We start from the raw sequence: 23,249 nt of genomic DNA on the forward strand, positions 1-23,249 counted from the left end.
CGTCCGGGGGATCCGTATGTGGATCGGAACGGTATCTTTCCACGCCCTCAATGATATCGAAATCCCCGACAGAATGTGGTGGAGACGGCAATACTGGTTGGTTTTCACCCGAATGTGTGTTCGAAATGACCGGGGTGGTCGGCGCGGCGGGGAGTCTCGTTCCGTGGGGTGCTGGCGCTGGCGAACAGGCCTGCCAGGGGTGATCCGGGGAGCGCCAGTGCCTCACGGCGCGCCGAAGGCGTGCCCGAAACGACACCACAACCGCCCCCGCCACCCGCCACCTCAACCGACACCCCGCGAACGGCAAACTCGCCTACATGAATGGCAAACACGGTTACGTGAGCAGCAAACTCGTGCGCGGGAATGGCCAACGCGTGCGCGTGGGCGGCAAACACGGTGGGCGGTAGTGGGGAGGTGAGCGGCGTACGCGCGCGACCGCCTGGGCTACCGGTCGGTCGCGCGCAGTTCCGCCTCCGCGCGCAGCGCGCGCCGATCGACCTTCCCCGCCGCCCCCAACGGCAACGCGGGCAGCAGGAGCAGTTTCTCCGGGAACTTGCGCTGCTCGAGACCGGCGCGGCCGAGGTGGTCGGTGAGATCGGCTAGGGTCGGTGACCCGGTGCTGGCGACGCACGCACACAACCGCTCCCCCAGCACCGGGTCGCTGACCGGGACACAGGCCACGTCGGTGATCGCCGGATGGGTGATCAGCATGGCCTCCACCTCGGCGGGACTGAGGTTCATCCCGCCACGGATCACCACGTCCTTGAGCCTGCCCACCACGAGGAGGTAGCCCTCCGCGTCGATCAGGCCGAGGTCACCGGTGCGCACCCAGCCGCCGTCGATGCGGTAGCGCTGGTCGAGTTCGGGGGCGGCCACGTAGCACAGCGGGGTCATCGGGCCGCGCGCCACGATCTCGCCGATCTCACCGCGAGGCACCTCCCGCAGCTCGGTGTCCACGATCCGCACCTCGGCCACCGCGGGATTGGGCTGGCCGGCCGTGGTCGCACGCGGCGGCGGGTCGTCGAGCGCGGTGTGACAACTCACGCCGTCGGCCGAGCCGTACAGGTTGATCACCGGGCACCCCAGCGCGTTCCGGCCGCGCCGTACGGTCGGCTCGTCCAGCACCGAACCGCCGAGCACCACCGCATGCAGGCTGCTGGTGTCGGTACCGGCGAAGTCCGGGTGGTCCAACACCATCCGCAGCATGGTCGGCACACCGAGCAGGTGGGTGGGGCGCGCGCGGTGGATCAGCTCCAAGGTCGTGCCCGCGTCGAACCGCGGCTGCAACAGCAGGGTCCCACCGAAGGCGGCGAGCGTGACGGCGGTACCGCTGCTGCCGAAGGCCGAGGCCAGCGGAACCAGGAACAGGTTGCGCATCGGGGTGGAATCCCGGCGCAGCCCGGCCATCATGGCGCCGCGCCCGCCGGCCAGCGCGTTGTGCGAGTAGAGCACCATCTTCGGTTCCGCCTCGGAACCGGAGGTGACCAGGATCCTGGCCGGGCCGTCCGGGTCCGGCTGTGCGGGCCGGAAACCGTGCGTTCCCCCGGCGAGCAGGGCGTGCATCGGGACGCAGCCGCGTGGCGTTTCGGTACCGACCGCCACCACGGCACGCAACGTGGGCAGCTCGGTGGCGAGCGCGCGAATCCGTTCGGCGCACGGGAAGTCGCCGTACTCGGTCACGGTGATCACGGCCACGGCCTCGGACCGGGCGAGCAGGCTCGCCGCCTCCCGCTGGCCACGGCCGGCCGGGTAGGGCAACGCCACCGCACCCAGCGCGGCGATCGCGAGATCGGTGACACAAGCAAGCCGCCCGTTGGGCAGCTGCACCGCGACCACATCGCCGGGTCCGACACCGAGCCCGGCCAGCCCGGCGGCGAGGCCGCGCGCCATCTCGTCCAACTCCAGGTAGCTGACCTCGCCATCCGCGTCGATCACCGCGGGCCTGCCCGGTGCCGCCGCACACTGCTCGCTGAACAACGTGTACAGGTCGCGGTCCGGATAGTTGCCCGCCGCGGACCACGAGCGGCGTACCGAGGCCGGTACGAGGTCGGCGTACCGGCCGGTTCTCGGCTGCTCCGCGGTGGTCATGCGAACCTCCAGGGCGCGCGCAGTGCGGGGCAACCGTGCTCATCGCGGTCCAGCACCTCGCTCATCCGGGGATCAGCCGGCAGGTCCGCCAGATCGGTGGTGACGCCGACGCTGTGGCCGGATCCGTCATCCGGCCGGACGGCCCAGCCCTGGCCCACGGGCACGGGTTGCCGGAAACCCGGCGGTCCGGACCGGCCGGTGGCGGCACGCACCGTGCCCGCGGCGCCGAGCAGGCTGCTCTCCACCGCTACCCCGGTGCCGTGTTGCCGCCGCACCAACAGCCCGGCGAGGACCGCCTCGGCACCAAGCAGGCCACCGAGCACGTCGAGCACGGTCAGCAGGGACGGGGCGGGCGGCTGGTCCGGCGGCCCGACCAACTCGGCGAGCCCGGTGCGTGCCTGCACCATGAAGTCGGTGCCGGGCGGCAGGTCGGCCAGCTCCCGGCCGGCCCAGCCGGAGGTGTAGGCGTAGACCAACCCGGCGGGCAGGTCCGCCGCGCCGAGGCCGAGTTGCTCCGCCTTGCCCGGCGCCCAGTTGTGCAGGAACACATCGGACCGTGCCGCCAGCGCGTGTAACCGCTGCCGATCCTCGGGAGACTTGATATCGAGCTCCACCGCGTCCTTGCCCCGGTTCAGCGCGAGCCAGCGGGCCGAAAGGCCGCCGGTACAAGGCGGCATCCCCCGTAACGGATCGCCACCCGGCGGCTCGATCCGGGTCACCTCGGCACCGAGCAGCCGCAGCACATGCGCGGCGAGCGGGGCCTGGATCCGCCGCCCGGCCTCGAGCACCACGGTGCCCCGCAGCGGGTCGGTCCGCCCGCCGGGCACGCCGGCGCGGGGCAGGCCGCCCGCGGTCGGTTCGACCAGCCACGGGACATCCGGGGTCGCACCGAGCTCGGCCGCGTGCTCGGCGACCGAGTACAACCGGCACACCGACACCTCCGCCCGCGCGGCGGCCACGGTGAGCTCGGCGAAGGTCCGGCCCGCCGCCGCCTCGTGCAACGCGGGCGGCAGCGGGGCGGTGGCGGTGGCGTAGCGGAACTGGAACGGCCGCCAGCCGGCCCGGATGTCCGCGGTGTGCGCACCGAGTTCGGCCCAGAACCGGGCCCACGGCTCCGGCTGCAGGGCCTCCACCTCGAACCGCACCCCGTCGGCGCTGACGAACGGCGGCCCACCCGGCGAGAGCTCGACCACCTCGGGATCCTCGGCACCGGCCCCGGCGAGGTACTGGGAGATCGTGAGCAACGCGGCCTCGGCAAGGCTGGTACGCACCACCGTGGGACCGGCCTCCCCGGCGAGCATCCCGGCAAGCAACCCGGTCGTGCCGAGCACCCCGGCGGTAACCCCGCAGTAGTCGATCGCCAGGCCCCGCGGTGCGCCGTAACGGCGCCCGTGGACGTGCATCACCCCGCACACCGCCTGCGCCGTGGCCTCGTCCACGAGGCCCGGTTCCGCGACCGGACCCGCCTTGCCCACGACGAGCTCGCGGGGCGGGCCCTCCGGGGGGAGGAGCCGCACGGCGGCCTCGACATCGGCGGACGGGGGGTCCTCCCACCGCACCTCGGCTCCCAGCGCGGCGAGATGCTCGCCCAGCACGCGGGCGGCGGCACCGGCACCGGCGACGCCGGCCCGGGCACCCGTAAGAACCTGTGTTCGTGGGGCAATTACTGATTCACTACTCGCCATGCCTTGGCCTCCACCCAGGATCAAGACCACGTGTTGTGATCACAGAGTCGGCCCCACACTCGTTCGAGTTCCCCTAAAGGTGTGATTACGTCGTATGGAGGACAGCGAAAGTCTTCGCCGCAGGCTGCGCGACTTCGTGGACACCCGGGTCATCCCGGCGGAGGACGCGCTGGAAGACGGTGCCCGTGCCGAGGAAACGCGGTCCCGGCTGCGGGCGGCCGCGAAGGAGGCGGGCCTGTGGGCCCTGCCACTGCCCGCCGAGCCAGGTGCCGCGGGCCTGCCGCTGGCCGACTACCTCGGCCTCGCCGAGGACGAGGGCCGCAGTGACCACGGGCCGGAGGTGCTGGGCTCGGCGAGCCTGCTCAACGTCCGGATGCTGGCCACACACGCCGATCCCGCCCTGCGCGAGTGGATCCTGCCCGGGCTGGTGGACGGCGAACGACACATCGCCTACGCGATGACCGAGCCCGGGGTGGCCGGTTCCGACCCGCACGGCCTGCGCACCGAGGCGCGGCAGGGCGTGGACGGCGGGTGGACCATCACCGGGCGCAAGTGGTTCACCTCGGCTGCGGCGCACGCCGAGATGGTCCTGGTGGTGGCCCGCACCGAGACCGAGTCGGCGCCGCGCGACTGCTTCTCGGTGCTGGCGGTGCCGACCGGGGCCACCGGATTCCGGATCGTGCGGGAGCTGGACGTGCTCGGCGTGGGCGGGCAGTACGAGCTCGAGTTCGACCGGGTCGCCGTCCCCGCCACGCACCTGATCGGCCCACGCGGCGGCGGGCTGCGGCTGGCGGGCGAACGGCTGGCACTCGGCCGCACGCTGCGGGCGCTGCGCTGGGTCGGGCAGGCCCAGCGGGCCGTCGAGCGGCTCGCGGCCAGGCTGCGCGAGCGCAGGCTCGGCGCGGACACGCTGGCCGACCGGCAGCTGATGCAACGCCTGGTGTTCGAGGCCGAGCTGCAAGTGCGTGGCGCACGGCTGCTCAGCGAGCAGGCCGCTGGCCTTGTCGCGGCCGGCCAACCGTCCACAGTGGAGGTCAGCATGGCGAAGGTCGCGGCGGCCCGCGCGCTGTCCACCGCCGCGGACAGCGCGGTACAGGCCTACGGCGCCGAGGGGCTCACCGCGGCCAGCGGGCTGCCCCGGTTGCTGCGCACCGCGCGCGCCGCCCGGATCCTCGACGGCGCCGAGGAGCTGCACATCAGCAGCGGAGCCCGCCGGCTGCTGCGCGAGTACGCGACGGCCGGGAACCAAACAGGCCGCGGGAACGACTTGCTCGAGGACACGATACGAGGGAGCGAAGAGTGACGGTCGGAGCGCGAGTCACCCTGACGGGTGTGTGCTGCGCCCATGGTGGGCGCAGGGTCGTGCGTGAGGTCGGCCTGAGCGTCGAGCCGGGGCAGCGGGTGGCGATGACCGGCACCAACGGGTCCGGCAAGACCACGTTGCTGCGGTCCATCCTCGGCCTGCACCCGACCAGCGCCGGCACCGTCGAGGTGGACGGGCACCGGGCGCGTACCGCCGCGGACTGGGACCGGCGCAGGCGGGTCGCGGCGTGGATCCCGCAACGGCAGGTCGCGGGCCGGTTCCCGCTGCTGGCCGGGGAACTGCTGGCGAGCAGCGGCGCGAAGGCCGAGGCGCTGGCCGCTGCGGACCGGCTCGGCGTCGGCGTGCTGGCCGAGCAACCGGTGCACACCCTCTCCGGCGGCCAGTTGCAGCGCATGTACCTGGCCCGCGCGATGGGCTGTGTCGCCGCGGGCGCCACCCTGCTGCTGGCCGACGAGCCGACCGCCGCACTGGACTTCGCCGGCCAGGAGGACACCGCCGAGCTGCTCGCCGCGCTGCCGGTCACCGTGCTGGTGGTGACCCACGACCGCGCGCTGGCCCGGCACTGCGACCGGGTGCTGGAGATGGCCGACGGGCAGTTGCGCGAACTCCCCGCCGAGGTAACCCGCTGATGAGCGTCGAGACGTTCCTCCAGTTGCTGGAGCTACCACCGGTGCAGCGCGGGCTGCTCGCCCTGGCGCTCGGCGCGATCGGGCTGCCGATCATCGGCGTGGTGATCATCGGCCTGGACATCATGCCGGTGCGGTTCGCGATGATGCATGTGGCGCTGCTCGGGATCGCGGTGGGCATGTTGCTCGGCCTCGACCCGCTGCTGTGCGCGCTGGTGGCCTGCGCGGCCTCCGGCGCGGCGCTCACCCCGCTGGCCCGCAGCCCCTCCGGCCTTTCCGGAGCGATGGGGCTACTGATGAGCCTGGCGATCGCGGCGGCCCTGCTGGTGCTCTCGGTCTCCGGGGTGAACGCCAATGGCGCCTTCGAACTGCTGTGGGGTTCGATCCTGGCCACCCGCACCGGTGACGTGGTGCTGCTCGGCACGCTCGCGGTGCTGATCCCCGGGCTGTTCCTGCTGCGCCGCCGCCAGCTCGCGCTGCTGCTGCACGACCGGGAGCTGGCGGCCTGTTCCGGGGTGCGGGTAGACCGGCTCACCCTGGTGCTGCTGTTACTGGTCGCCGTCTCGGTCGCCGGCGCGATCCGGCTGACCGGTGCGCTGCTGGTGGACGCGCTCACCCTGCTGCCCGCACTGGCCGCGCGCCGCCTGGCCAGCTCGCTGCGCGGCATGGTGCTGGCCGCGGTGATCGTCGGCCTGCTGGTCAACCTCGCGGGTTTCCTGCTCGCCCTGGCGCTGGACTTCCCGCCGGGGCCGGTACTGGTGTTGCTGGCGGGGGCGGTTGCCCTCGCCGTTCATCTACTCCCCGATTGGAGAAAACATCGATGGGCCTCATCGCGCGGGCAGAACGTCGCGCCCGCCTCCTCGCACTGACCGCGGGCGCCCTGCTGCTGGCCGGGTGCGGCTCCGCGGGCGGCGACGCGGAGGAGAACGCACCGGCGGGGCGAGGCGAGGGGCCGGGGGTGGTCGCGGCCAGCGCGTGGGAGGGTGCCTTCGCGCGGGCGGCGGGCGCCACGAACGTCACGGTGATCGTGCCGCCCTCGATCAAGCACGCGCCGGACTACGACCCGAAACCCTCCGACCTCGCCGCCGTCGCCGAGGCGGACTACGTGCTGTACGCGCCGTTCGAAGGCTTCGCGGGCAAGCTCAAGGACGCCGCGGGCTCCTCGGCCGAACTGGTGGAGCTGAAGCTGGACAACGCGCGGGACACGATGACCGCCGAGATCCGCAGGCTGGCCGGGATGTTCGGCACCGAGCAGGCCGCGGAGTCCTGGATCGGCGGGTTCGAGACCGAGTACGACCGGCTGAGCTCCGAGGTGCGGGACGCGTGGCGGGAAGGGAAACCACCGAAGGTGGTGCATCAGGCGTTCCTGGGCTTCGCCGCGCAGCTTGCCGGAGCCGAGGTGCTCGGTACCTACGGTCCCGGACCGGTGACCGCGCGCCAGCTGGCCGAACTGTCCGCCAAGGAACCGGAGTTCGTCTTCGACAACGAGCAGATGAGCACCGGCACCGTGCTGCCCGGTTCCTCGGCGCGGCAGCTGGGCCTGAGCAACTACCCGGGCGAGGACATGGAGCTGCTGTCGGTGTACCGGACCACCGCACAGCGGATCATCGCCGCCCTGCGGGGCTGACGTCCGCCGCGGGGCCGGATCACAGCGCATGCGCGGGCACCGCGCCGGTGAGGATCGCCAGCGCGAGCAGCAGGAAGTAGTCGCCCCACACCAGCTCGTGCCGGGTGGCAAGGCCCCGCGCCAGGTCGTGGCAGCCGTCGCCGAGGCCGCCCGCACCGGTTCGGTGCCCGTCCACCAGTTCCTTCAGCAGGGCGGTGGCGGCCGCCCGCTGCCCGAGTTTGGCCAGTGCCACCACCGTGATCGCCGCGGCCGAGGTGTCCGGCGGGCTGTCCGGCCGCTCCCGCACCGCCGGCGGCACGCCGCCCGCCCACCGGGCGGCCAGCTCCCGGCCGTGTCGCCCGAATCCGGGGTCCAGCCAGTGTGCGGCATCGGCGAGCGCCAGCAGTAGCCAGGCCTCTCCCCTGCTCCACCCGGCAGGCGGTTGCGCCCGTGGTGCCCAGCCGCCGGCCTCCCGTTGCCAGGCCGGGCGCGATCCGGCGGGGGTGACGCACAGCTCGAGGTGGGTGCGCAGGTGCCGCCGGGCCGCGACGGCGCCGGCCTCCCCGGCCCAGCACAGCAGTGGGACCGTACCGGCGACCCCGTCCACCCTGGCGATCACGGGTTCCGCCGGATCACCGAAGGCGGTGCCCCATGGCAGCGTGCCCACCGCGGGATCGAAGGTGCGCCGCAGTTGCTCCGCACCGGCCCTGGCGGGCTCATCGGCCGCCGTGGACACACCCAGCCTGCCGCCCGCGGCCACCCCGTACCAGAGGATCAGCCCCCTGGTCGCGGTGTCCGCCTCCGCCCACGGCGCCAGGCGGGCAGCACAGTCGGCGGCGGCCCGCGCATGCTCGGCCACTCCGGTCAACCGCGCCCGCAGCCACAGCTGGCCCGCCCAGAACCCGCCGGTCCAGGAGCCGCGCCGGGTGGTGACCCACGTCCCGTCCCGCGGATCGGCGTGCAGGGGAAACCGCATGCCCACCTCGGCTTCGGTGCTCGCCACCCGCTCGAGGGCGCGGGCGAGCGCGTCCGCCCGCCACCGGGTCACGCGGCCCTCCGCCGACGCCACCACCAGGCGACGCCGGCCGCACCGAGGAACTCGACGGCGACCAGCAACCAGCCGGCCTCGTACCGGCCGCCCGCGGCCGCCGCCAGCATGCCGAGCGCGGGCGGACCGACCGCGAACCCGGCGAAGAACCCGGCCGCCACCACCGCCGAGTCCTTGCCGACCTGTTCCGGGCGTGCGGTGGTGATCACGGTCACCATCGAGACGGCGTTGGCGGCCACCGCGAAGGCACCGACGCCGACCGCGCCCACCCAGGCGAAGGCCGAACCGAACGGGGCGGCCGCGGCCAGCAACAGCGCGGCCAGCACGGCCCCGAGCGCCAGCGGCGCCAGTAGTGCGCCGGGCAGCCCGCGCCGCGCGGCAACCGCGGACCAGCCCATCCGGCCCACGATCCCGGCAATGCCCAGCGCGGCGATCAGGCCGCCCGCCACGCCGGCGGAGATGTCCAGCTGACTGGTCCCGTAGAGGGCTATGTAGGTGTTCACCGCGGAGATACCGGCACCGAGCAGCACCGAGAACCCCGCCAGCCAGGCCGCGTCGCCGCGGGGGCGCGCGGCGGTCAGCACGGGCAGCCGGGCGGGCTGCCGGTCGGCAGGCACGATCAGCGCCGCGAACGCGGCGAGCAGGGCGGTGGCCGCGGCCAGGCCCACCGCGATGCGCCATTCCGCGGCCGCAGCGAGCGCCGCCAGCGGTAGCCCGGCGAAGAAGGCGCCGAGTTGCACGCCGGACTGCTTCAACCCGGTCACGCCCGCCCGGCGCGGCGCGGGTACCCGGGTGGCGATGAGCTGGTTGGTGGCCGGGTTGGCCAGTGCCTGCCCGATACCGGAACCGGCGACCGCGGCGACCAGCCACCCGTAAGCCGGAGCGATGGCGAACACCGCCAGCATCACGGCCGTGACACCGAACATCCCGATCAGGCAACGCCGCGGCCCGAGGGCACCCACGGCGGGCCCGATCATCAGCGACAGCACCGAGGCGACCGCGAAGCCGACCGTCACCACGACCCCGAGCAACGGGGCCGCGATATCGAACTCCTCGACCAGGTACGGGCCCAGCGCGCCGAGCAGGAACAGCGGCAGCATGGACAGTGCCATCGCCACGGTCAGCAGCGCGGGCAACCCCCGTACCGGCCCCGACTCGCCTGCCGTGCTGTCTCCGCCGTCCCGCGCCTGCGTCACCGGTCTCCTCCCAGTCTCGGTCCCCCGGATCGGTCCCCCGGATCAGTCGGCGAGGGCCTCGGCACAGTTCCCGGACCCCGCCCACTCCTGCCTGCGGGCCTCGTAGCAGGCGATGGCGGTGGCGGTGGCCACGTTGAGCGAGCCGACCCGACCCAGCTGCGGGACGAAGGTGACGACATCGCAGGCGGCAAGGCATTCCGCGGTCAACCCGCGATCCTCGTGCCCCGCGGCGACGCAGGTGTCCACGGTGAGGTCCAGCTCGTGCAGTGGTACCGCGTCCTCGGCGAGCTCCAGCCCGGCCACCTGGTAACCATCCGCCCTCGCCTGCTTGAGCGCGGGCGCGAGCTCGGTGAACTCCTGCACGTCGAGGTAGCGGTCGGTGCCCATGGCCGTCTTCTGCGCCTTGGGGTTGCGCGGGGAGGTGGCGGCACCGACCAGGTAGAGCCGGCCGACCCCGAACGCGGCGGCGGTGCGCACGATGGCGCCGACGTTGAACGGGGACTGCACCCCTTCCAGCAGCAACGCCACCCGGGTGGAGCTCTGCCGCTTCCAGGTGCGGTGCAGGCGTTTGAGTTCGGTTCCGCGGAGCTGGCGCATTCGGTTACTCCGTCGCTGTCTGGTCGGCCGCGGCCCGGACCTCGAGGATCCGGTATCCGCGCTGGGAGGTCAGCCGGGTGGTCGGGAAACACTGATCGGTCAACCAGGCCGCGAGTGAGTCCGAGCCGAGGTGCTTCTGCACGACGAGGTAGGCGGCGCCGTCCGGGTGGAGCAGGGACAGCCAGCGGTGGAGCAGGGCGTGCAGTCGAGCCTTACCGACCCGGATCGGCGGGTTGGAGTAGATGGTGCCGAACCGGATGCCCGCGGGGACCTCGTCGGGCAGGCAGGCCGTGACGTTGCCGAGCCCCGCCGCCGCGGCGTTCGCCCGAACCAGGCCGAGGGCGCGCTCGTTCACGTCCACCGCCCACACCGGCAGCCGCTTGCGCCGGGCGGCCAGGGTCAGCGCGATCGGGCCGTAGCCGCAGCCGAGGTCGAGGATGTCGGCCCGGACCGCGGGCTGCGGCGCGTACTCGAGCAGGACCCGGGTACCGGCGTCGAGCCTGGCATGCGAGAACACTCCGGTGTCGGTGCGCAGATCGAGCTCGACATCGGGCAGCCGGAGCTGGACGGTACCGCCGGCCGACGCCGCCCGGGGTACCGCCGAGAAGTAGTGCTGCCCCTGCTCGGCCACCCGTCCGGCTCCTCCTCGTCACGCCCGACCGCATATCGTAACAACGGGCAGCGCCGCGTCCGCGGTCGCCGTTACGTGGCGACCGGTTGCGAGGTGGGCACGGACTTCGTCAGCAGCACCGGCAGGGACTCGACGCCGTAGACGATCGACACCTTGCGGAAGGTCAGTTCCTCCGGGGCGACCCGCAGGTGCATCTCGGGGAAACGGCGCACCAGGGCCGGGTAGGCGGCGCGCAGCTCCATCCGGGCCAGTTCGGCGCCGATGCACCGGTGCACGCCGTAGCCGAAGGCCAGGTGGGAGGTGGCCGGCCGCCGCGGGTCGAAACGTTCCATGTCCGTGCCCAGCGAGTCGTCCCGGTCGGCACCGCTGAGCGAGACCACCACCATGTCGCCCTTGGCGATCGTCGTCCCGGCCACGTCGACGTCCTCGCGGGCGAACCGGGGGAAGGCCACCTGTACGACGGTGAGGTAGCGCAGCAGTTCCTCGACGAACCCGGGCACCGCCTCGTCATCGTCGTGCACCAGCTGGAAGCTGTCCGGGTCCCGCAGCAGGACGAGCGCGCCGAGGGCGAGCATGCTGGCGGTGGTCTCGAACCCGCCGGTGAGCACGCCGTCGGCGAGGCCGGCCAGCTCCAGGTCGTCGACCTCGTCGCCATGCTCCCTGATGATCATGCCGAGCAGGCCGTCCCCAGGGGACTCCCGCTGCCGGCGCACGACACCGCGCAGGTACTCCAGCGACTCGGAGATCGCGCCGAGCGAGGCCCCCGCCCCGCCGAACAGGTCGAACCGCGCCTCGGCCAGGTGCTGGAAATCGTCCCGGTCCTCGTACGGCACCCCGAGCAGCTCGCAGATCACCAGGGAAGGGATCGGCATGGCGAACTCCTGCACCAGGTCCACCGGCCCCTCGGCGGCGGCCATGGCGTCCAGCCGCTCCTGCACGATCTGCTGGATGCCGGGGGTGAGCCTGGACAGCCTGCGCATGGTGAACTCCGGGGTCAGCAGCTTGCGCAGGCGGGTGTGCACCGGCGGGTCCGCGAACCCGAGCCCGCCAGGGTTGTGGTTGACGTCGGCGCCGGCCTGGCCGACCAGGTTGGCGAAGTCGTTGCTGAAGTCCTTTGTGCTGCTCAGTACGGTCTTGGCGGCGTCGTGGCCGGTGACGAGCCAGACGTTCATGCCGAACGGGAGCGGCAACTTGCTCACCGGCTCCCGCACGCGTCGCTCGCCGAGTTCGGGCACCGGGTCGAGCTCGTTGCGCCGGAGCGGCACCAGCGCGGGCTCCGGCACGAACGGCATCTTGGAGAGGTCGAGACCCTTCTTGCCGGTACGCGCCAGGTACCAGCGCATGAACCACGACACCAGGCGTGACTTTATGCTCCCCACGCCTCGACCGTACTCCTTCGGGTTCGCGCCGACGCCGCCGGCCGCCATCCGGGCGGTGAACGAACGCTACGGGTCGACATGATCACCATCAGTGATCGACCGCGATCCGGTCACCCCGCTGTTTCGCCGCACGCTCGGCCGGCGGGCACACGGAGTCGGGTTCTGCTCCGCCGACACGTCGGCCATTGTGGACGGCACACGCAACAGTAGTCCTCAATGGACATCCCGGTGTGTGACACCGTCAACCACGACCCCAGCCGCCGCCTCCGCCCGAGGTGAGATCGGCCCCATCACGCCAGCTCACCCCGAGTCCGCGGAGCGAGACTGCCCGGCTGATGTCGGTCGGTGACACGATGCCGACCAGGTCGCCGTTGTCGAACACCAGCGCCCGGCCGTCCGCGCAGCCGTACATCCGCGGCAGCAGCGCCACCAGTTCCTCGTCCGGCCGCGCGGTGGGCACCTCCACCATCGGGCAGGCCGCCTCGTGCAGGCGGGTCTCCGCCCTTCGCTCGGCACTCACCGCCTTCAACCTGCCGAGAGTGATCATGCCCTGGATACCGTCCCCCGGTTCCCTGAGCGGGAACGCCGAGTGCCTGCGCACCATGGCCACGTCCCGGATGAAGTCGGCGACGCTGAGCTCGGCGTTCGCGGTGTCCGGGTCCGGCGTCATCACATCGCGCACCCGCAGCCCGGCGAGCACCGAGCCCATGTCGGCCTGGCGCTCCTCCGCGCTGGCGACCGTGACGATGAACCAACCGATCAGCATCCACCACAGCCCGGACAACGTCCCGGTGACCACCACGACCACGCCGAGCAGGATCAGCGCGAAGCCGAACCCACGCCCGGCCCGCGCGCTCCACACCGCGGCCCGGTTGCGGTCCTTCAGCCTGCCCCACAGCACGGCCCGCAGGATCCGCCCGCCGTCCAGCGGCGCGGCCGGGATCAGGTTGAACACGGCCAGCAGGAAGTTGATCAATGCGAGATAGACTCAGACGCCCCAGACCAGCACCGGCGCCTCGGCCACGGCGACCAGCCAGGCGATAAGCGTGAAGAAACCGCCAGCGAGCACGCTGGTGGCCGGTCCGACGGCGGCGATCCACAGGTCCGCGCGCGGCGTACGGGCCTCCCCGCGCAGCGAGGCGACCCCACCGAGCAGCCACAGCGTGATGCCGTCGACCTCCACCCCGAGCCGGGTGGCCACGAGGGCGTGCGCGAGTTCGTGGGCAAGCAGCGAGGAGACGAACAGCAGAGCCGCCACCACCCCCGCGAGCAGGTAGACGGCGGTGCCGTATCCGGGATAGATCTCCGGCCATTGCCCGAGTCCCAGCACCCCCACCAGCAGGAGCACGATCACCAGCACGCTCCAGTGCATGCCGACACGCACCCCACCGATACGACCAAGGCGGATCGTCGCTCTCATCCCCCACCGGCTACCCGCCCCACCACCCCACAAACCGCCCTGAACGTGGCGATCCGGACGTTGGATGTCGCGAACGGCACGGTTAGGACGTCTGATGCCTCGAAAGCCACGTTCAGGGCCTCCTCGGTGGCGGAGCAGGCGACGCGGAGATCGGGCCGGCGGGCGGGACCGGCCAGGCCGAGGTGGTAGAGGTGCGGTTCCCCGGCGCCCGTGGCGGCCAGCTCACGCACATAGCCTCGGATACCCGGCACCGGCTCGGCGGCCACCGCCGTGACGTAGGCACCGACCTCCACTGTGGACGGAAGCCGCGCGCGGGCGGTGCGCACCGCGTCCACGGTGCCCGCGCCCGGCCGCCAGCAGGGCAGCACGACGGTGTCCACCTCCGTCCCGGCCCGCGGGGTGAGCCCGGGCAGCGCCCCGGTCACCCACGGGTCGACGGCGCCGTGCAGGGCGATCCGGCGCCCGGACCCGACGGCCTCGAGCACGGCCGCGCGCAGGGCGCCTGTGTGCCGCTGCCGGGTCGCCAGCAGCAGCTCCCGCACCTCCTCCGGCAGCCGGTCCGCCGCCTCGGTGAGGTCGCCCGTGGCGATCAGCGCACGTACCCGCTCCGCCGGCAGGCTCCGCACCCGCGCGGGCTCGGCGCCCTCGGCGGCCCAGCCGGCGGCACAGGCCGCGCAGCAGCAGACCGAGAGCAGCCTGGCCGTGGCCGGCGACCACACCGCGCCCGTCTTCTCGTGCTGATGCTGGTGGACCACCCCGAGCTGGCCGCGTGCCTCCAGCACCACCGAGGACACCTCGAGGCCCGGTCAGGCTCTCCGCGGCCATCCAGATCGGCCTTGAACTGTGCCATTCCGCGGCGACCCAGTGTTCATACGTATGAACGTAGTTAGCTATCTTGAATTTATTCATCTGCTAAAATGATGTTCCGGGACGCTAATATGGCCGGTGTCACCTGTCAACAAGCACGAACACGTGCGACACCGGGGAGGCGAAATGGCTGGAGAAAGTGCGGTGCGGAACGGAACCGACGCCACGGAAGCGGTGACGGCCGGGGTGAAGTCGGCGCGCAGGGCGATCGACCTGATCGAGGCCTTCGCCGCCAACGACGCGTGGCTGTCACTGTCCGATCTGCACTCCCGCACCGGGTTCCCGCGCTCCAGCCTGCACGGCCTGCTCAGGACGCTGCACGAGGCGGGCTGGCTGGAGGCGGACCCGAGCGGCACCAGGTACCGGCTCGGGGTGCGGGCGCTGATCTGCGGCACCGCTTACCTCGACCGCGATCCGGTGGTGCCGTACGCCACCGAGGCACTGGAACGGGTGCGGGAGGAGACCGGATTCACCGCGCACTACGCGCGGCGATACGGCGCCGAGGTGGTGTACCTGGAGACGAGGGAGTCCAGCCGCTCGACACACCTGATCTCCAGGGTCGGGCGCACCCTGCCCGCGCACGCGACCGCGCTGGGCAAGGCACTGCTGGCCGAGCTCACCCAGGAGGAGATCGCCGACCTGCTCGCGGAGCCGCTGCCCGCGATCACCGGCCGGACGGTGACCACCCTCGAACGCCTGCACACCGAGTGCACGGAGATCCGGGAACGCGGCTACGCCGCCGAGGCCGAGGAGGGAACACCCGGGATCCGCTGCGTAGCGGCGGTCGTTCCGTACCGCATCCCCGGGACCGACGCGATGAGCTGCTCCATGCCGGTCGCCGAGGTGACCGACGAGGAGGCACACCGGGCGGGTGAACTGCTCGCCCAGACCACCTCCGAACTGGGCCAGCGCCTGCGCCGGGCCGGGGTCCGATGAGCGCACCACCAGCAAAGGAGTAGGGACTTCATGGCGGACCAGCGCATCCTGATCACCGGGGCATCCGGCGGGGTCGGCACCCTGATGCGACCGCGACTGCGCCGCGCGGGGCCGGGTACTGCGGCTGCTCGATCGCACCCAGCCCACGCCGGCCGAACCCGGTGAGCCCGGTGGAAACACGGACCGGCTCGGTCGCCGATCCCGATGCGATGGCAGGCGCCTGCGCGGAGGTGGATGCCGTGACCCATCTTGGTGGGCACAGCAGGGAGAACACCTGGGCCGAGACGGTGGAGGTGAACATCAACGGCACGCACACCGTGCTGGAGGCCGCGCGGGCGGCCAGGGTGCCGCGGGTGGTACTGGCCTCGAGCAACCACGCCGTGGGCTTCCGCCACACCGCCGAGGCCGGCGAGCGCGGCCTGCCCGCCGATTCCTCACCCCGCCCGGACACCTACTACGGCGTGAGCAAGGCGGCCATCGAGTCGCTGGGCAGCCTCTACCACTCCCGCTTCGGCCTGGACGTGATCTGCGTCCGGATCGGCTCCTGCTTCGAGCGGCCGCAGGAAGTGCGCGGGCCGGCCACCTGGCTGTCCCCGACGACGCGGCGCGGCTGTTCGAGGCCCGCCTGAGCGCCCCCGCACCCGGGTACCGGCTGGTCTGGGGCGTCTCGGACAACACGCGGCGGTTCTACTCGCTGGCCGAGGCCGCGGCGCTGGGATACCAGCCGCGGGACGACGCCGAGAAGTTCGCCGCCGAGATCCTGGCCACCGAACCCGCCCCGGAGGGCCCGGCCGCGGAGTTCGTCGGGGGCGCGTTCGTCACCGCCGCGCTCGGCGAGCCCCACCCGATCTGAGTGCGCGCCAGGCGCTTGACAGCGCAATCGCCATCCCTCATCCTACTCAAAAGTAGCTGTTACTAGCGGTAACGCCTACCGTCGTCCGCAACGGCGTGGAGGAGCAGCATGGGTGCGCGATTCAAGGTGGTCATCGTCGGCACCGGTTTCTCCGGGCTCGGCCAGGCTATCCAGTTGGAACGTGCGGGTATCCGGGACTACGTGATCCTGGAGAAGGCACACGAGGTCGGTGGCACCTGGCGGGACAACTCGTATCCCGGCTGCGCCTGCGACGTCCAGTCGCATATGTACTCCTTCTCCTACGAGCAGAACCCGAACTGGTCCCGATCGTTCTCCGCGCAGCCGGAGATCTTCGAGTACCTGAAGGGGGTCGCGGACAAGTACCGGCTGCGGGAGCGAATCCGGTTCGGGGTCGAGGTCACCGGCGCCCGATGGGACGCCGAGCAGCGGACCTGGACGGTGAGCACGACCTCGGGTACGGAGTACGTCGGGCAGTTCCTCGTGGCGGGCGTCGGGGGCCTGCACATCCCGCAGATCCCGGCGCTGCCGGGGATCGAGCGCTTCACCGGGCGGACGTGGCATTCCTCGGGGTGGGACCACGACCACGACCTCACCGGCAAGCGGGTCGCCGTGGTCGGCACCGGAGCCAGCGCCATCCAGTTCGTGCCGAGGATCGCACCGGAGGTCGGCAGGCTGACGGTGTTCCAGCGCACCCCACCGTGGATCATGCCGAAGCCGGACCACCCGATGCCCGGCTGGGCCAGGACGCTGTTCCAGCGGGTGCCTGGCGTCCAGCGGACCTACCGCAACCTGCTGTACTGGCTGCTCGAGGTGCGAGCGGTCGGGTTCAACGGGCACCCGGCGCTGATGCGGGCCGGTGAGGCCGTGGCGAAGCGGCATATGCGCAAGCACATCACCGATCCGGTACTGCGACGCGAACTCACCCCGGACTACACCATGGGCTGCAAGCGGGTGCTGATCTCCAACGACTACTACCCCGCGCTCAACCGGGACAATGTGGACCTGGTGACCGACGGCATCGCCGACATCCGCGAGAACTCCATTGTGGACAACAGGGGCGTCGAGCACGAGGTGGACGTGATCGTGTACGGCACCGGGTTCCACGTCACCGACGCGATGGAGTACCTGGACATCACCGGGGTGGACGGCAGGCATCTGGCCAAGGAGTGGGCAGGCGAGGGGGTGCAGACCCACTACGGGATCACGGTTTCCGGTTTCCCGAACCTGTTCTTCCTGCTCGGCCCGAACACCGCGCTCGGCCACAACTCGGTGGTTTTCATGATCGAGTCGCAGTCCCGGTACGTGGTGGACGCGATCAGGCTCGCCGACCGCAACCAGGCCGCTGCGGTGCAGGTGCGGCAGGACGTGCAGGACGCCTTCCAGGCGAGGATCCAGCGCAAGCTGGCCGCAGGGGTGTGGACCCAGGGCGGCTGCACGAGCTGGTACCTGGACGCCAAGGGCGTCAACCGCACGATCTGGCCCGGGTTCACCTGGCGCTACTGGATGGAGACGCGCAGGGTCACCCCGAGCGACTTCGAGCTGACCGGAAGGACCGGCCGATGAGCCTGCGGGAGAACGAGACGGAACAGGTGGTGCTGCACGCCAGGGACGTGACGTTCGACTTCTCGGCGCTGCCGATGCACTGGGTGCCGCACGATCCGCAGACCACGCACACGCTGAACGTCCTGCACCTCGCGCTGCCGGAGGGCGAGCGCTGGTTCGTCGAGGTGTTCAAGCAGGCGGTGCCACTGATCAAGGACGAGCGGCTCAAGGAGGACGTCCTCGGGTTCATCGGCCAGGAGGCGATCCACGCCGAGGCCCATGCCGGTGCCGCCGATCACCTGGACGGTCGCGGCCTGGACACCGGCCCGTTCGTGCGCCAGATGGAGTGGCTGTTCCGCAGGCTGCTCGGCGACCGGGACCTCAGCGGGAAGGCCAGGGAGGAGTGGCTGGTCGAACGGCTGGCCGCGGTCGCGGCGATCGAGCACTACACCGCGTTCCTCGGCCAATGGGTGCTGGACGCCGAGGGGTTGGACGCCGCGCGGGCCGATCCGACCATGCTGGACCTGCTGCGCTGGCACGGCGCCGAGGAGGTCGAGCACCGCTCGGTGGCCTTCGACGTCTACCAGCATCTCGACGGGCGCTACCTGCGCCGGGTGCGCAGCATGGCGCTGGTGACCCCGATGCTGGTCTGGGTGTTCATCCGCGGTACTCGCTACCTGCTGCGCAACGACCCGACCCTGCGCGGCGGGCGGAAGGCCCGCTGGCGGGAGTTCTTCCGGGCCGGGCGGCGCGGCACGCTGCCGACCACCCGCGAGCTGCTGCGCGAGATCCGGCCGTACTTCCGGCGTTCCTACCACCCCTCGCAGACCGGTTCCACCGACCAGGCGGTGGCCTACCTGGCGTCCTCCCCTGCCGCCCAGGCGGCCGAGGGCGCGCATTGATCACGGTGGAACCGCCGCGCCTGCCCGCTGACCTGCGCGGCAGGCAGCGCCCCGACCGGTTGTTCGCCACGGTCGGGGCCGCCGTGGCGGCGTATCGCTGGGTGAGCCGGATCAGCGGTCGCCGCCGCCCGCAGGTCACCGAGGTCGACCGGAACCTGCGCCTGGTCGTGGAGCGGATCACCGTGGAGACCGAGGGTGTGGTCAGCCTGCGCCTTGCCCGGCCGGACGGCGAGCCGCTGCCCGCATGGCGGCCGGGTGCGCACCTGGATCTGGTGCTGCCCTCCGGTCGGGTCCGGCAGTACTCGCTGTGCGGCGATCCCGATGATCGTGTCGCCTACCGGATCGCCGCCCGCCGGATCCCCGGCGGCAGCGGCTCGGCGGAGGTGCACGGGCTCATTCCCGGCGACCTGGTGACCGTGCGCGGCCCGCGCAACGCCTTCCCGTTCGTGGCCGCCGACTCGTACCTGTTCATCGCGGGCGGTATCGGCATCACGCCGATCCTGCCCATGGTGCACCGCGCCGCCGCGGCCGGGGCGGACTGGCGGCTGGTGTACACCGGGCGCACCCTCGACTCGATGCCGTTCCGGACCGAACTGGCCACCCTGCCCGCCGGGCGGATCTGGCTGCGGCCGGACACCGAGTACGGCATGCCCGCGGCCGGCGCGGAGCTGCTCGAGCACGCGCCCGCCGGCGCCACGGTCTACTGCTGCGGACCGCTCCCGATGATCACCAGCGTCCGGCTGGACCTGCCCGGCTCCCCCGCCCGCGCCGTGCACTTCGAGCGCTTCTCCGCCCCACCGATCGTGGATGGCAAGCCGTTCACGATCCGGCTGGTCCGCAGCGGGACCACGCTTCCGGTTCCCGCCGACCGCTCGGCGCTGGACGTGATCCGGGAAGCCCTACCGGACGTCGCCTACTCCTGCCGCCAGGGCTTCTGCCGCACCTGCAAGGTCCGCGTGCTCGCCGGCGCGCCCGACCACCGGGACAGCGTGCTCACCGGCGAGGAACGCGCGTCCGACATCCTGATCTGCGTCTCCCGCGCCGCCCGGGGTGCCACCCTCACCCTGGACCTGTAACCGGGCCGTGCCCTGAACGTGGCGATCAGGACGCTAGACGTCGCGAACGGCACATCTGAGACATCTGACGTCCCGAAAGCCACGTTCAGGAGTTGTCCCCAGGGGGTGAGTTGTCCACGGTGGGCGCGGTCCGTACTGGTGTCCGGCTGATCGTCGGCCACACCCTGGTCCGGTGAAGAGAGGAAACTGGGCTCGTGAACCGCAGGTGCTCCACCACGAGAGTCGCGCCGGGGCGATCAAAGTCGCCAGGCTGATCGAGCTGGGCGTGCCGTCGCGGACCGCCTATCGCCGGTGTGTACCCGGCGGGCCGTGGCAACGCCCACTGCCCGGCATCGTGCTGCTCAACAACGGCCACCCCACCCGTAGGCAGTTGGTCGAAGCGGCGCTGCTCTATGCGGGCGAGGGAGCGATCGTCACCGGGGCTGAAGCCTGCAGGCGGCACGGGCTCACCCACCTTCCCGACGACTCCTCGGTGCACCTGCTGATCCCTGAGGGGCACCGGATCAACAGCAGCGACTACGTGCTCATCGAGCGGACGATCCACCTCCCGCAGCCCACCATGCGAGACGGCGTGCCGCTGGCGCCGCTGGTCCGGGCCGTGCTGGACATCTGCCGACGACTCAGGGACTTCGATCTCGTACGCGCCCTGCTCGCCGAGGCGGTGCAGCGCGGCCGGGCCGATCCGTACCGGATCCAGGCCGAACTCGAGAACGGTTGCCAGCGCGGCACCGCCGTACCTCGCGACGTGCTCAGAAGCATCCTGCGCGGAGCGAGGTCTGTTGCCGAAGGCGACGCGATGCGGGTGTGGGAACGCACCGGCCTGCCCCCGTTCGAGTGGAACGTCGAACTCCGCGACGACGCAGGCCGCTACATAGCGACCCCGGACGGCTGGTGCGGCGAGGTCGGCCTGGCGTGGGAGATCGATTCCTACGACTTCCACTTCGCACGAAAGCACTACTCGGACACGATCGAACGCAACTCGCGGTACAACAACGCGTGCATCACGCTCGTACAGACGTTGCCCACCAAGCTACGCAGCGATCCGCAGGCCGTCGCGAAAGAACTGATCGCCGCGTATCACACCGCCGCAGCACGACCCCGCCCCACCGTCCACACCATCACCCCAGCCCCGTAACCGGGCCGTGCCCTGAACGTGGCGATCAGGACGCTAGACGTCGCGAACGGCACATCTGAGACATCTGACGTCCCGAAAGCCACGTTCAGGGCTTTTCGCGCCGCGGGGGGCGAGATGATGGAAGATGTCCAGCGTGCACGTGCCGCAGACGGGGCCGAATACCGCAGGCCCGACGCCCGACCATGTCGACAGCCTCGCCACCGTGCTCGACCTGGTCCGCTCCGGGACCGCCCGGACGCGGCCGGAGATCGGCAGGTACTCGGGGCTCGGCCGTACCGTGGTGACCCAACGGGTCAACGAGTTGAGCGCCTGCGGGCTGCTCGAGGAGGGTCCACTCGGCCCGTCCAGCGGCGGGCGAGCGCCGCGCGAGCTGCGCTTCCGCGCGCACGCCGGGGTGGTGCTCGCAGCGGAACTCGGCGCCACCAGCGTCGGAGTCGGGGTGACCGACCTCGCCGGGCACGTGCTCGCCGAGCTCGAGGAGCCGACCGATATCGCGCTCGGGCCGGAGCAGGTGCTCGGGCACATCGAGGAGTTGTTCGACCGACTGCTCACCGACATCGGGGACGCCACGGGGGGCGCCGCCACCGCGGTCTGGGGCATCGGGATCGGCCTGCCTGGCCCGGTCGAGTTCGCCACCGGGCGGCCGAGCGCGCCGCCGATCATGCCCGGCTGGGACGGCTACCCGGTCCGGGACCGGCTGGCCGACCGGTTCGACGCGCCGGTATGGGTGGACAACGAGGTGAACGCCATGGCGCTCGGCGAGCTCAGGGCGGGATCGGCCAAGGGGCAGTGGGACATCCTGTACGTCAAACTGGGCACCGGGATCGGCGCGGGTCTCGTCTCCGGCGGGCAGTTGCACCGCGGCAGCCAGGGCTGCGCCGGCGACATCGGCCACGCCGCGGTGAGCGAGGACCCGACCGTGGTCTGCCGGTGCGGCAACACCGGTTGCCTCGAGGCGCTGGCCGGTGGGGCGGCGCTGGCCAGGGACGGGCTCGCCGCGGCAAGGGAGGGGCGCAGCCCGTTCCTTGCCGAGGTGCTCGGCACGAGCGGCACCATCCGCGCCGACGACGTGTCGCGGGCCGCGCAGGGCGGGGACCGGACCTCCGTCGAGTTGCTCACCCGGGCGGGCCGGCTGGTCGGCAGCCTGCTGGCCACGCTGGTCAGCTTCTACAACCCGGCGCTGGTGATCATCGGCGGCGGGGTCGCGGGCGCGGGTGACCTCCTGCTGGCCGCCATCCGCGAGTCGGTCTACCGGCGATCCCTCCCGCTGGCCACGCGGGAGTTGCGGATCGCCCGCTCCACGCTGTCCGACCAGGCGGGCCTGGTCGGTGCCGCGTTCATGGTCATCGACGAGCTGTTCACCCCGGAACGCCTCGCGCACTGGGTGGAGCCGGGTTCCCCAGCCGGGTTTCCCGGGCTGGTGGACATTCCGTTGCGCACGCCGCTGTTGTGAGAGCCCTGTGAATCAGGCGACCGCTCGTTCCGGCCGCGCCGCGGATGTGGCCTAATCTTGGCCGATGTCCCCACACGATCCCCAAGCCAGCCGGGTCTACGCCGGCCGTTCCGCGGCCGATCGCCGAGCCGAGCGCAGGGAGCGCTTGATGAGTGCCGGGCTGGAGCTGTTCGGAACCGAAGGCTACGCGGCCACCTCCATCGAGAAGCTCTGCGCGACCGCGGCGGTGTCCACCCGGAACTTCTACGAGGAGTTCACCGGGCGGGAAGCCCTGCTGATGGCGCTGCACGACCGGGTGATCGAGCGGGCGGTCGCGGCCGTGGCCGGGGCGTTCGCCACCGCGGGCGAGGAGGATCTCGCCGCCCGGATCGAGCTTGCCGTGCGCGCCTACATCACCACCACCGCCGAGGACCCGCGCTGGGCACGGCTGTCCTATGTGGAAACCGTAGGGGTGAGCGACACGGTCGAGCAGCACCGGCTGGACTGGCGGGACCGGTGGGTCGAGTTGCTCGTGGCCGAGGCGGAGCGGGCCGTCGCGCACGGCGACGCCGCCGAGCGCGACTTCCGGCTGGGTGCCAGGGCACTGATCGGCGCGGTCAACGAGCTCGTGTACCACTGGTCGCGCCGGGGTGAGCAGACCCCGCTGGACGAGGTGATCACCGAGATCGTCCGGCTGGCCGTCGCGGTCATCAAGTCCTGATAGCGCGTTCTGAACTGGACCTGACCAATCGCGGCGAGTGGAAGAACGCGCCCACCCGTCTCCCACCGCCACGCAAACGGAGGGCGCTCCGCGCCGCAGTGCTCAGCGGCGAACAGCCCACGAGCGGGGAGGCCGGGCGCATGACCTGCGAAGGTGCCCGTGGT

General features: G+C 72.0%; 21 protein-coding genes and 1 pseudogene. 12 read left to right on the forward strand and 10 right to left on the reverse strand.

The window, feature by feature from the left end; all coding sequences use genetic code 11:
- Positions 1–444: 444 nt before the first annotated feature.
- Both FB471_RS05370 and FB471_RS05375 read right to left on the reverse strand, forming a co-directional pair.
- Positions 445–2,088 carry a class I adenylate-forming enzyme family protein gene (locus FB471_RS05370; protein WP_141996218.1) on the reverse strand — a complete coding sequence of 548 codons (1,644 nt, stop codon included), beginning with the start codon at positions 2,086–2,088 and terminating at the stop codon, positions 445–447.
- Positions 2,085–3,683, reverse strand: coding sequence for a CoA transferase (locus FB471_RS05375; RefSeq protein WP_246076251.1), 1,599 nt, complete (start codon positions 3,681–3,683; stop codon positions 2,085–2,087). The genes FB471_RS05370 and FB471_RS05375 overlap by 4 nt, the downstream gene beginning before the upstream one ends.
- Positions 3,684–3,867: 184 nt before the next feature.
- Between FB471_RS05375 and FB471_RS05380 the strand changes: the two genes are divergently transcribed.
- From FB471_RS05380 to FB471_RS05395, 4 genes are read left to right on the forward strand one after another with little or no spacing between them, the layout of a single operon-like run.
- Entirely contained in the window at positions 3,868–5,076 is a 1,209-nt protein-coding gene (locus FB471_RS05380) for an acyl-CoA dehydrogenase family protein (protein WP_141996220.1), read from the forward strand.
- Positions 5,073–5,726 (forward strand): metal ABC transporter ATP-binding protein, encoded by a 654-nt coding sequence (locus tag FB471_RS05385; protein ID WP_141996221.1) that lies wholly within the window; start codon positions 5,073–5,075, stop codon positions 5,724–5,726. The genes FB471_RS05380 and FB471_RS05385 overlap by 4 nt, the downstream gene beginning before the upstream one ends.
- Entirely contained in the window at positions 5,726–6,592 is an 867-nt protein-coding gene (locus tag FB471_RS05390) for a metal ABC transporter permease (protein ID WP_141996222.1), read from the forward strand. The genes FB471_RS05385 and FB471_RS05390 overlap by 1 nt, the downstream gene beginning before the upstream one ends.
- Positions 6,544–7,350 (forward strand): TroA family protein, encoded by an 807-nt coding sequence (locus FB471_RS05395; RefSeq protein WP_141996223.1) that lies wholly within the window; start codon positions 6,544–6,546, stop codon positions 7,348–7,350. Before FB471_RS05390 ends, FB471_RS05395 begins: the two co-directional genes overlap by 49 nt.
- A gap of 19 nt (positions 7,351–7,369) precedes the next feature.
- Here the strand turns inward: FB471_RS05395 and FB471_RS05400 are convergent, their stop codons facing one another.
- From FB471_RS05400 to FB471_RS05430, 8 genes are all read right to left on the reverse strand, one after another.
- Positions 7,370–8,377 carry a sugar ABC transporter permease gene (locus tag FB471_RS05400; RefSeq protein ID WP_141996224.1) on the reverse strand — a complete coding sequence of 336 codons (1,008 nt, stop codon included), beginning with the start codon at positions 8,375–8,377 and terminating at the stop codon, positions 7,370–7,372.
- Positions 8,374–9,573 (reverse strand): MFS transporter, encoded by a 1,200-nt coding sequence (locus FB471_RS05405; protein WP_211357953.1) that lies wholly within the window; start codon positions 9,571–9,573, stop codon positions 8,374–8,376. The genes FB471_RS05400 and FB471_RS05405 overlap by 4 nt, the downstream gene beginning before the upstream one ends.
- Positions 9,574–9,615: 42 nt before the next feature.
- Positions 9,616–10,170: a TrmH family RNA methyltransferase gene (locus tag FB471_RS05410; RefSeq protein WP_141996225.1), complete on the reverse strand. Its 555-nt coding sequence runs from the start codon at positions 10,168–10,170 to the stop codon at positions 9,616–9,618.
- Positions 10,171–10,174: 4 nt separating this feature from the next.
- Complete coding sequence (locus FB471_RS05415) at positions 10,175–10,801, reverse strand: class I SAM-dependent methyltransferase (RefSeq protein WP_141996226.1); 627 nt, start codon at positions 10,799–10,801, stop codon at positions 10,175–10,177.
- Between the two features lie 71 nt (positions 10,802–10,872).
- Positions 10,873–12,159 (reverse strand): cytochrome P450, encoded by a 1,287-nt coding sequence (locus FB471_RS05420; RefSeq protein ID WP_246076675.1) that lies wholly within the window; start codon positions 12,157–12,159, stop codon positions 10,873–10,875.
- Between the two features lie 262 nt (positions 12,160–12,421).
- Entirely contained in the window at positions 12,422–13,156 is a 735-nt protein-coding gene (locus FB471_RS35625) for a CBS domain-containing protein (RefSeq protein ID WP_342779403.1), read from the reverse strand.
- 12 nt (positions 13,157–13,168) lie between these two features.
- Positions 13,169–13,600, reverse strand: a complete 432-nt coding sequence (locus FB471_RS35630; protein WP_342779404.1) for a site-2 protease family protein — start codon at positions 13,598–13,600, stop codon at positions 13,169–13,171.
- Positions 13,597–14,385, reverse strand: a complete 789-nt coding sequence (locus FB471_RS05430; protein WP_141996228.1) for a hypothetical protein — start codon at positions 14,383–14,385, stop codon at positions 13,597–13,599. The genes FB471_RS35630 and FB471_RS05430 overlap by 4 nt, the downstream gene beginning before the upstream one ends.
- Before the next feature lie 208 nt (positions 14,386–14,593).
- On the opposite strand from FB471_RS05430, the gene FB471_RS05435 reads away from it, so the two are divergent.
- From FB471_RS05435 to FB471_RS05470, 8 genes and pseudogenes are all read left to right on the forward strand, one after another.
- Positions 14,594–15,403: an IclR family transcriptional regulator gene (locus tag FB471_RS05435; protein ID WP_141996229.1), complete on the forward strand. Its 810-nt coding sequence runs from the start codon at positions 14,594–14,596 to the stop codon at positions 15,401–15,403.
- A 30-nt stretch (positions 15,404–15,433) separates the two neighbouring features.
- Positions 15,434–16,256, forward strand: a pseudogene (locus tag FB471_RS05440) (NAD-dependent epimerase/dehydratase family protein).
- A 108-nt stretch (positions 16,257–16,364) separates the two neighbouring features.
- On the forward strand, positions 16,365–17,840 hold the full coding sequence (locus FB471_RS05445; RefSeq protein ID WP_141996230.1) for a flavin-containing monooxygenase: 1,476 nt from the start codon (positions 16,365–16,367) through the stop codon (positions 17,838–17,840).
- Complete coding sequence (locus FB471_RS34450; RefSeq protein ID WP_141996231.1) at positions 17,837–18,721, forward strand: metal-dependent hydrolase; 885 nt, start codon at positions 17,837–17,839, stop codon at positions 18,719–18,721. The genes FB471_RS05445 and FB471_RS34450 overlap by 4 nt, the downstream gene beginning before the upstream one ends.
- Before the next feature lie 5 nt (positions 18,722–18,726).
- Positions 18,727–19,797 (forward strand): PDR/VanB family oxidoreductase, encoded by a 1,071-nt coding sequence (locus FB471_RS05455; RefSeq protein ID WP_141996232.1) that lies wholly within the window; start codon positions 18,727–18,729, stop codon positions 19,795–19,797.
- A 172-nt stretch (positions 19,798–19,969) separates the two neighbouring features.
- Positions 19,970–20,932: a hypothetical protein gene (locus FB471_RS05460; RefSeq protein WP_246076252.1), complete on the forward strand. Its 963-nt coding sequence runs from the start codon at positions 19,970–19,972 to the stop codon at positions 20,930–20,932.
- Positions 20,933–21,056: 124 nt separating this feature from the next.
- Entirely contained in the window at positions 21,057–22,385 is a 1,329-nt protein-coding gene (locus tag FB471_RS05465) for an ROK family protein (protein WP_141996233.1), read from the forward strand.
- A 64-nt stretch (positions 22,386–22,449) separates the two neighbouring features.
- Complete coding sequence (locus FB471_RS05470; protein WP_141996234.1) at positions 22,450–23,085, forward strand: TetR/AcrR family transcriptional regulator; 636 nt, start codon at positions 22,450–22,452, stop codon at positions 23,083–23,085.
- The last annotated feature ends 164 nt before the right edge of the window (positions 23,086–23,249 follow it).

The sequence above is a fragment of the Amycolatopsis cihanbeyliensis genome (assembly GCF_006715045.1).
GTDB classification, from domain to species: domain Bacteria; phylum Actinomycetota; class Actinomycetes; order Mycobacteriales; family Pseudonocardiaceae; genus Amycolatopsis; species Amycolatopsis cihanbeyliensis.

Coding starts and splice junctions, on each gene's coding strand:
- FB471_RS05380 (WP_141996220.1), top strand. CDS start 3,868: ATGGAGGACAGCGAAAGTCTTCGCCGCAGGCTGCGCGACTTCGTGGAC.
- FB471_RS05445 (WP_141996230.1), top strand. CDS start 16,365: ATGGGTGCGCGATTCAAGGTGGTCATCGTCGGCACCGGTTTCTCCGGG.
- FB471_RS05410 (WP_141996225.1), bottom strand. CDS start 10,170: ATGCGCCAGCTCCGCGGAACCGAACTCAAACGCCTGCACCGCACCTGG.
- FB471_RS05435 (WP_141996229.1), top strand. CDS start 14,594: ATGGCTGGAGAAAGTGCGGTGCGGAACGGAACCGACGCCACGGAAGCG.
- FB471_RS05470 (WP_141996234.1), top strand. CDS start 22,450: ATGTCCCCACACGATCCCCAAGCCAGCCGGGTCTACGCCGGCCGTTCC.
- FB471_RS05465 (WP_141996233.1), top strand. CDS start 21,057: ATGTCCAGCGTGCACGTGCCGCAGACGGGGCCGAATACCGCAGGCCCG.
- FB471_RS34450 (WP_141996231.1), top strand. CDS start 17,837: ATGAGCCTGCGGGAGAACGAGACGGAACAGGTGGTGCTGCACGCCAGG.
- FB471_RS05390 (WP_141996222.1), top strand. CDS start 5,726: ATGAGCGTCGAGACGTTCCTCCAGTTGCTGGAGCTACCACCGGTGCAG.
- FB471_RS05370 (WP_141996218.1), bottom strand. CDS start 2,088: ATGACCACCGCGGAGCAGCCGAGAACCGGCCGGTACGCCGACCTCGTA.
- FB471_RS35630 (WP_342779404.1), bottom strand. CDS start 13,600: ATGAGAGCGACGATCCGCCTTGGTCGTATCGGTGGGGTGCGTGTCGGC.
- FB471_RS05395 (WP_141996223.1), top strand. CDS start 6,544: ATGGGCCTCATCGCGCGGGCAGAACGTCGCGCCCGCCTCCTCGCACTG.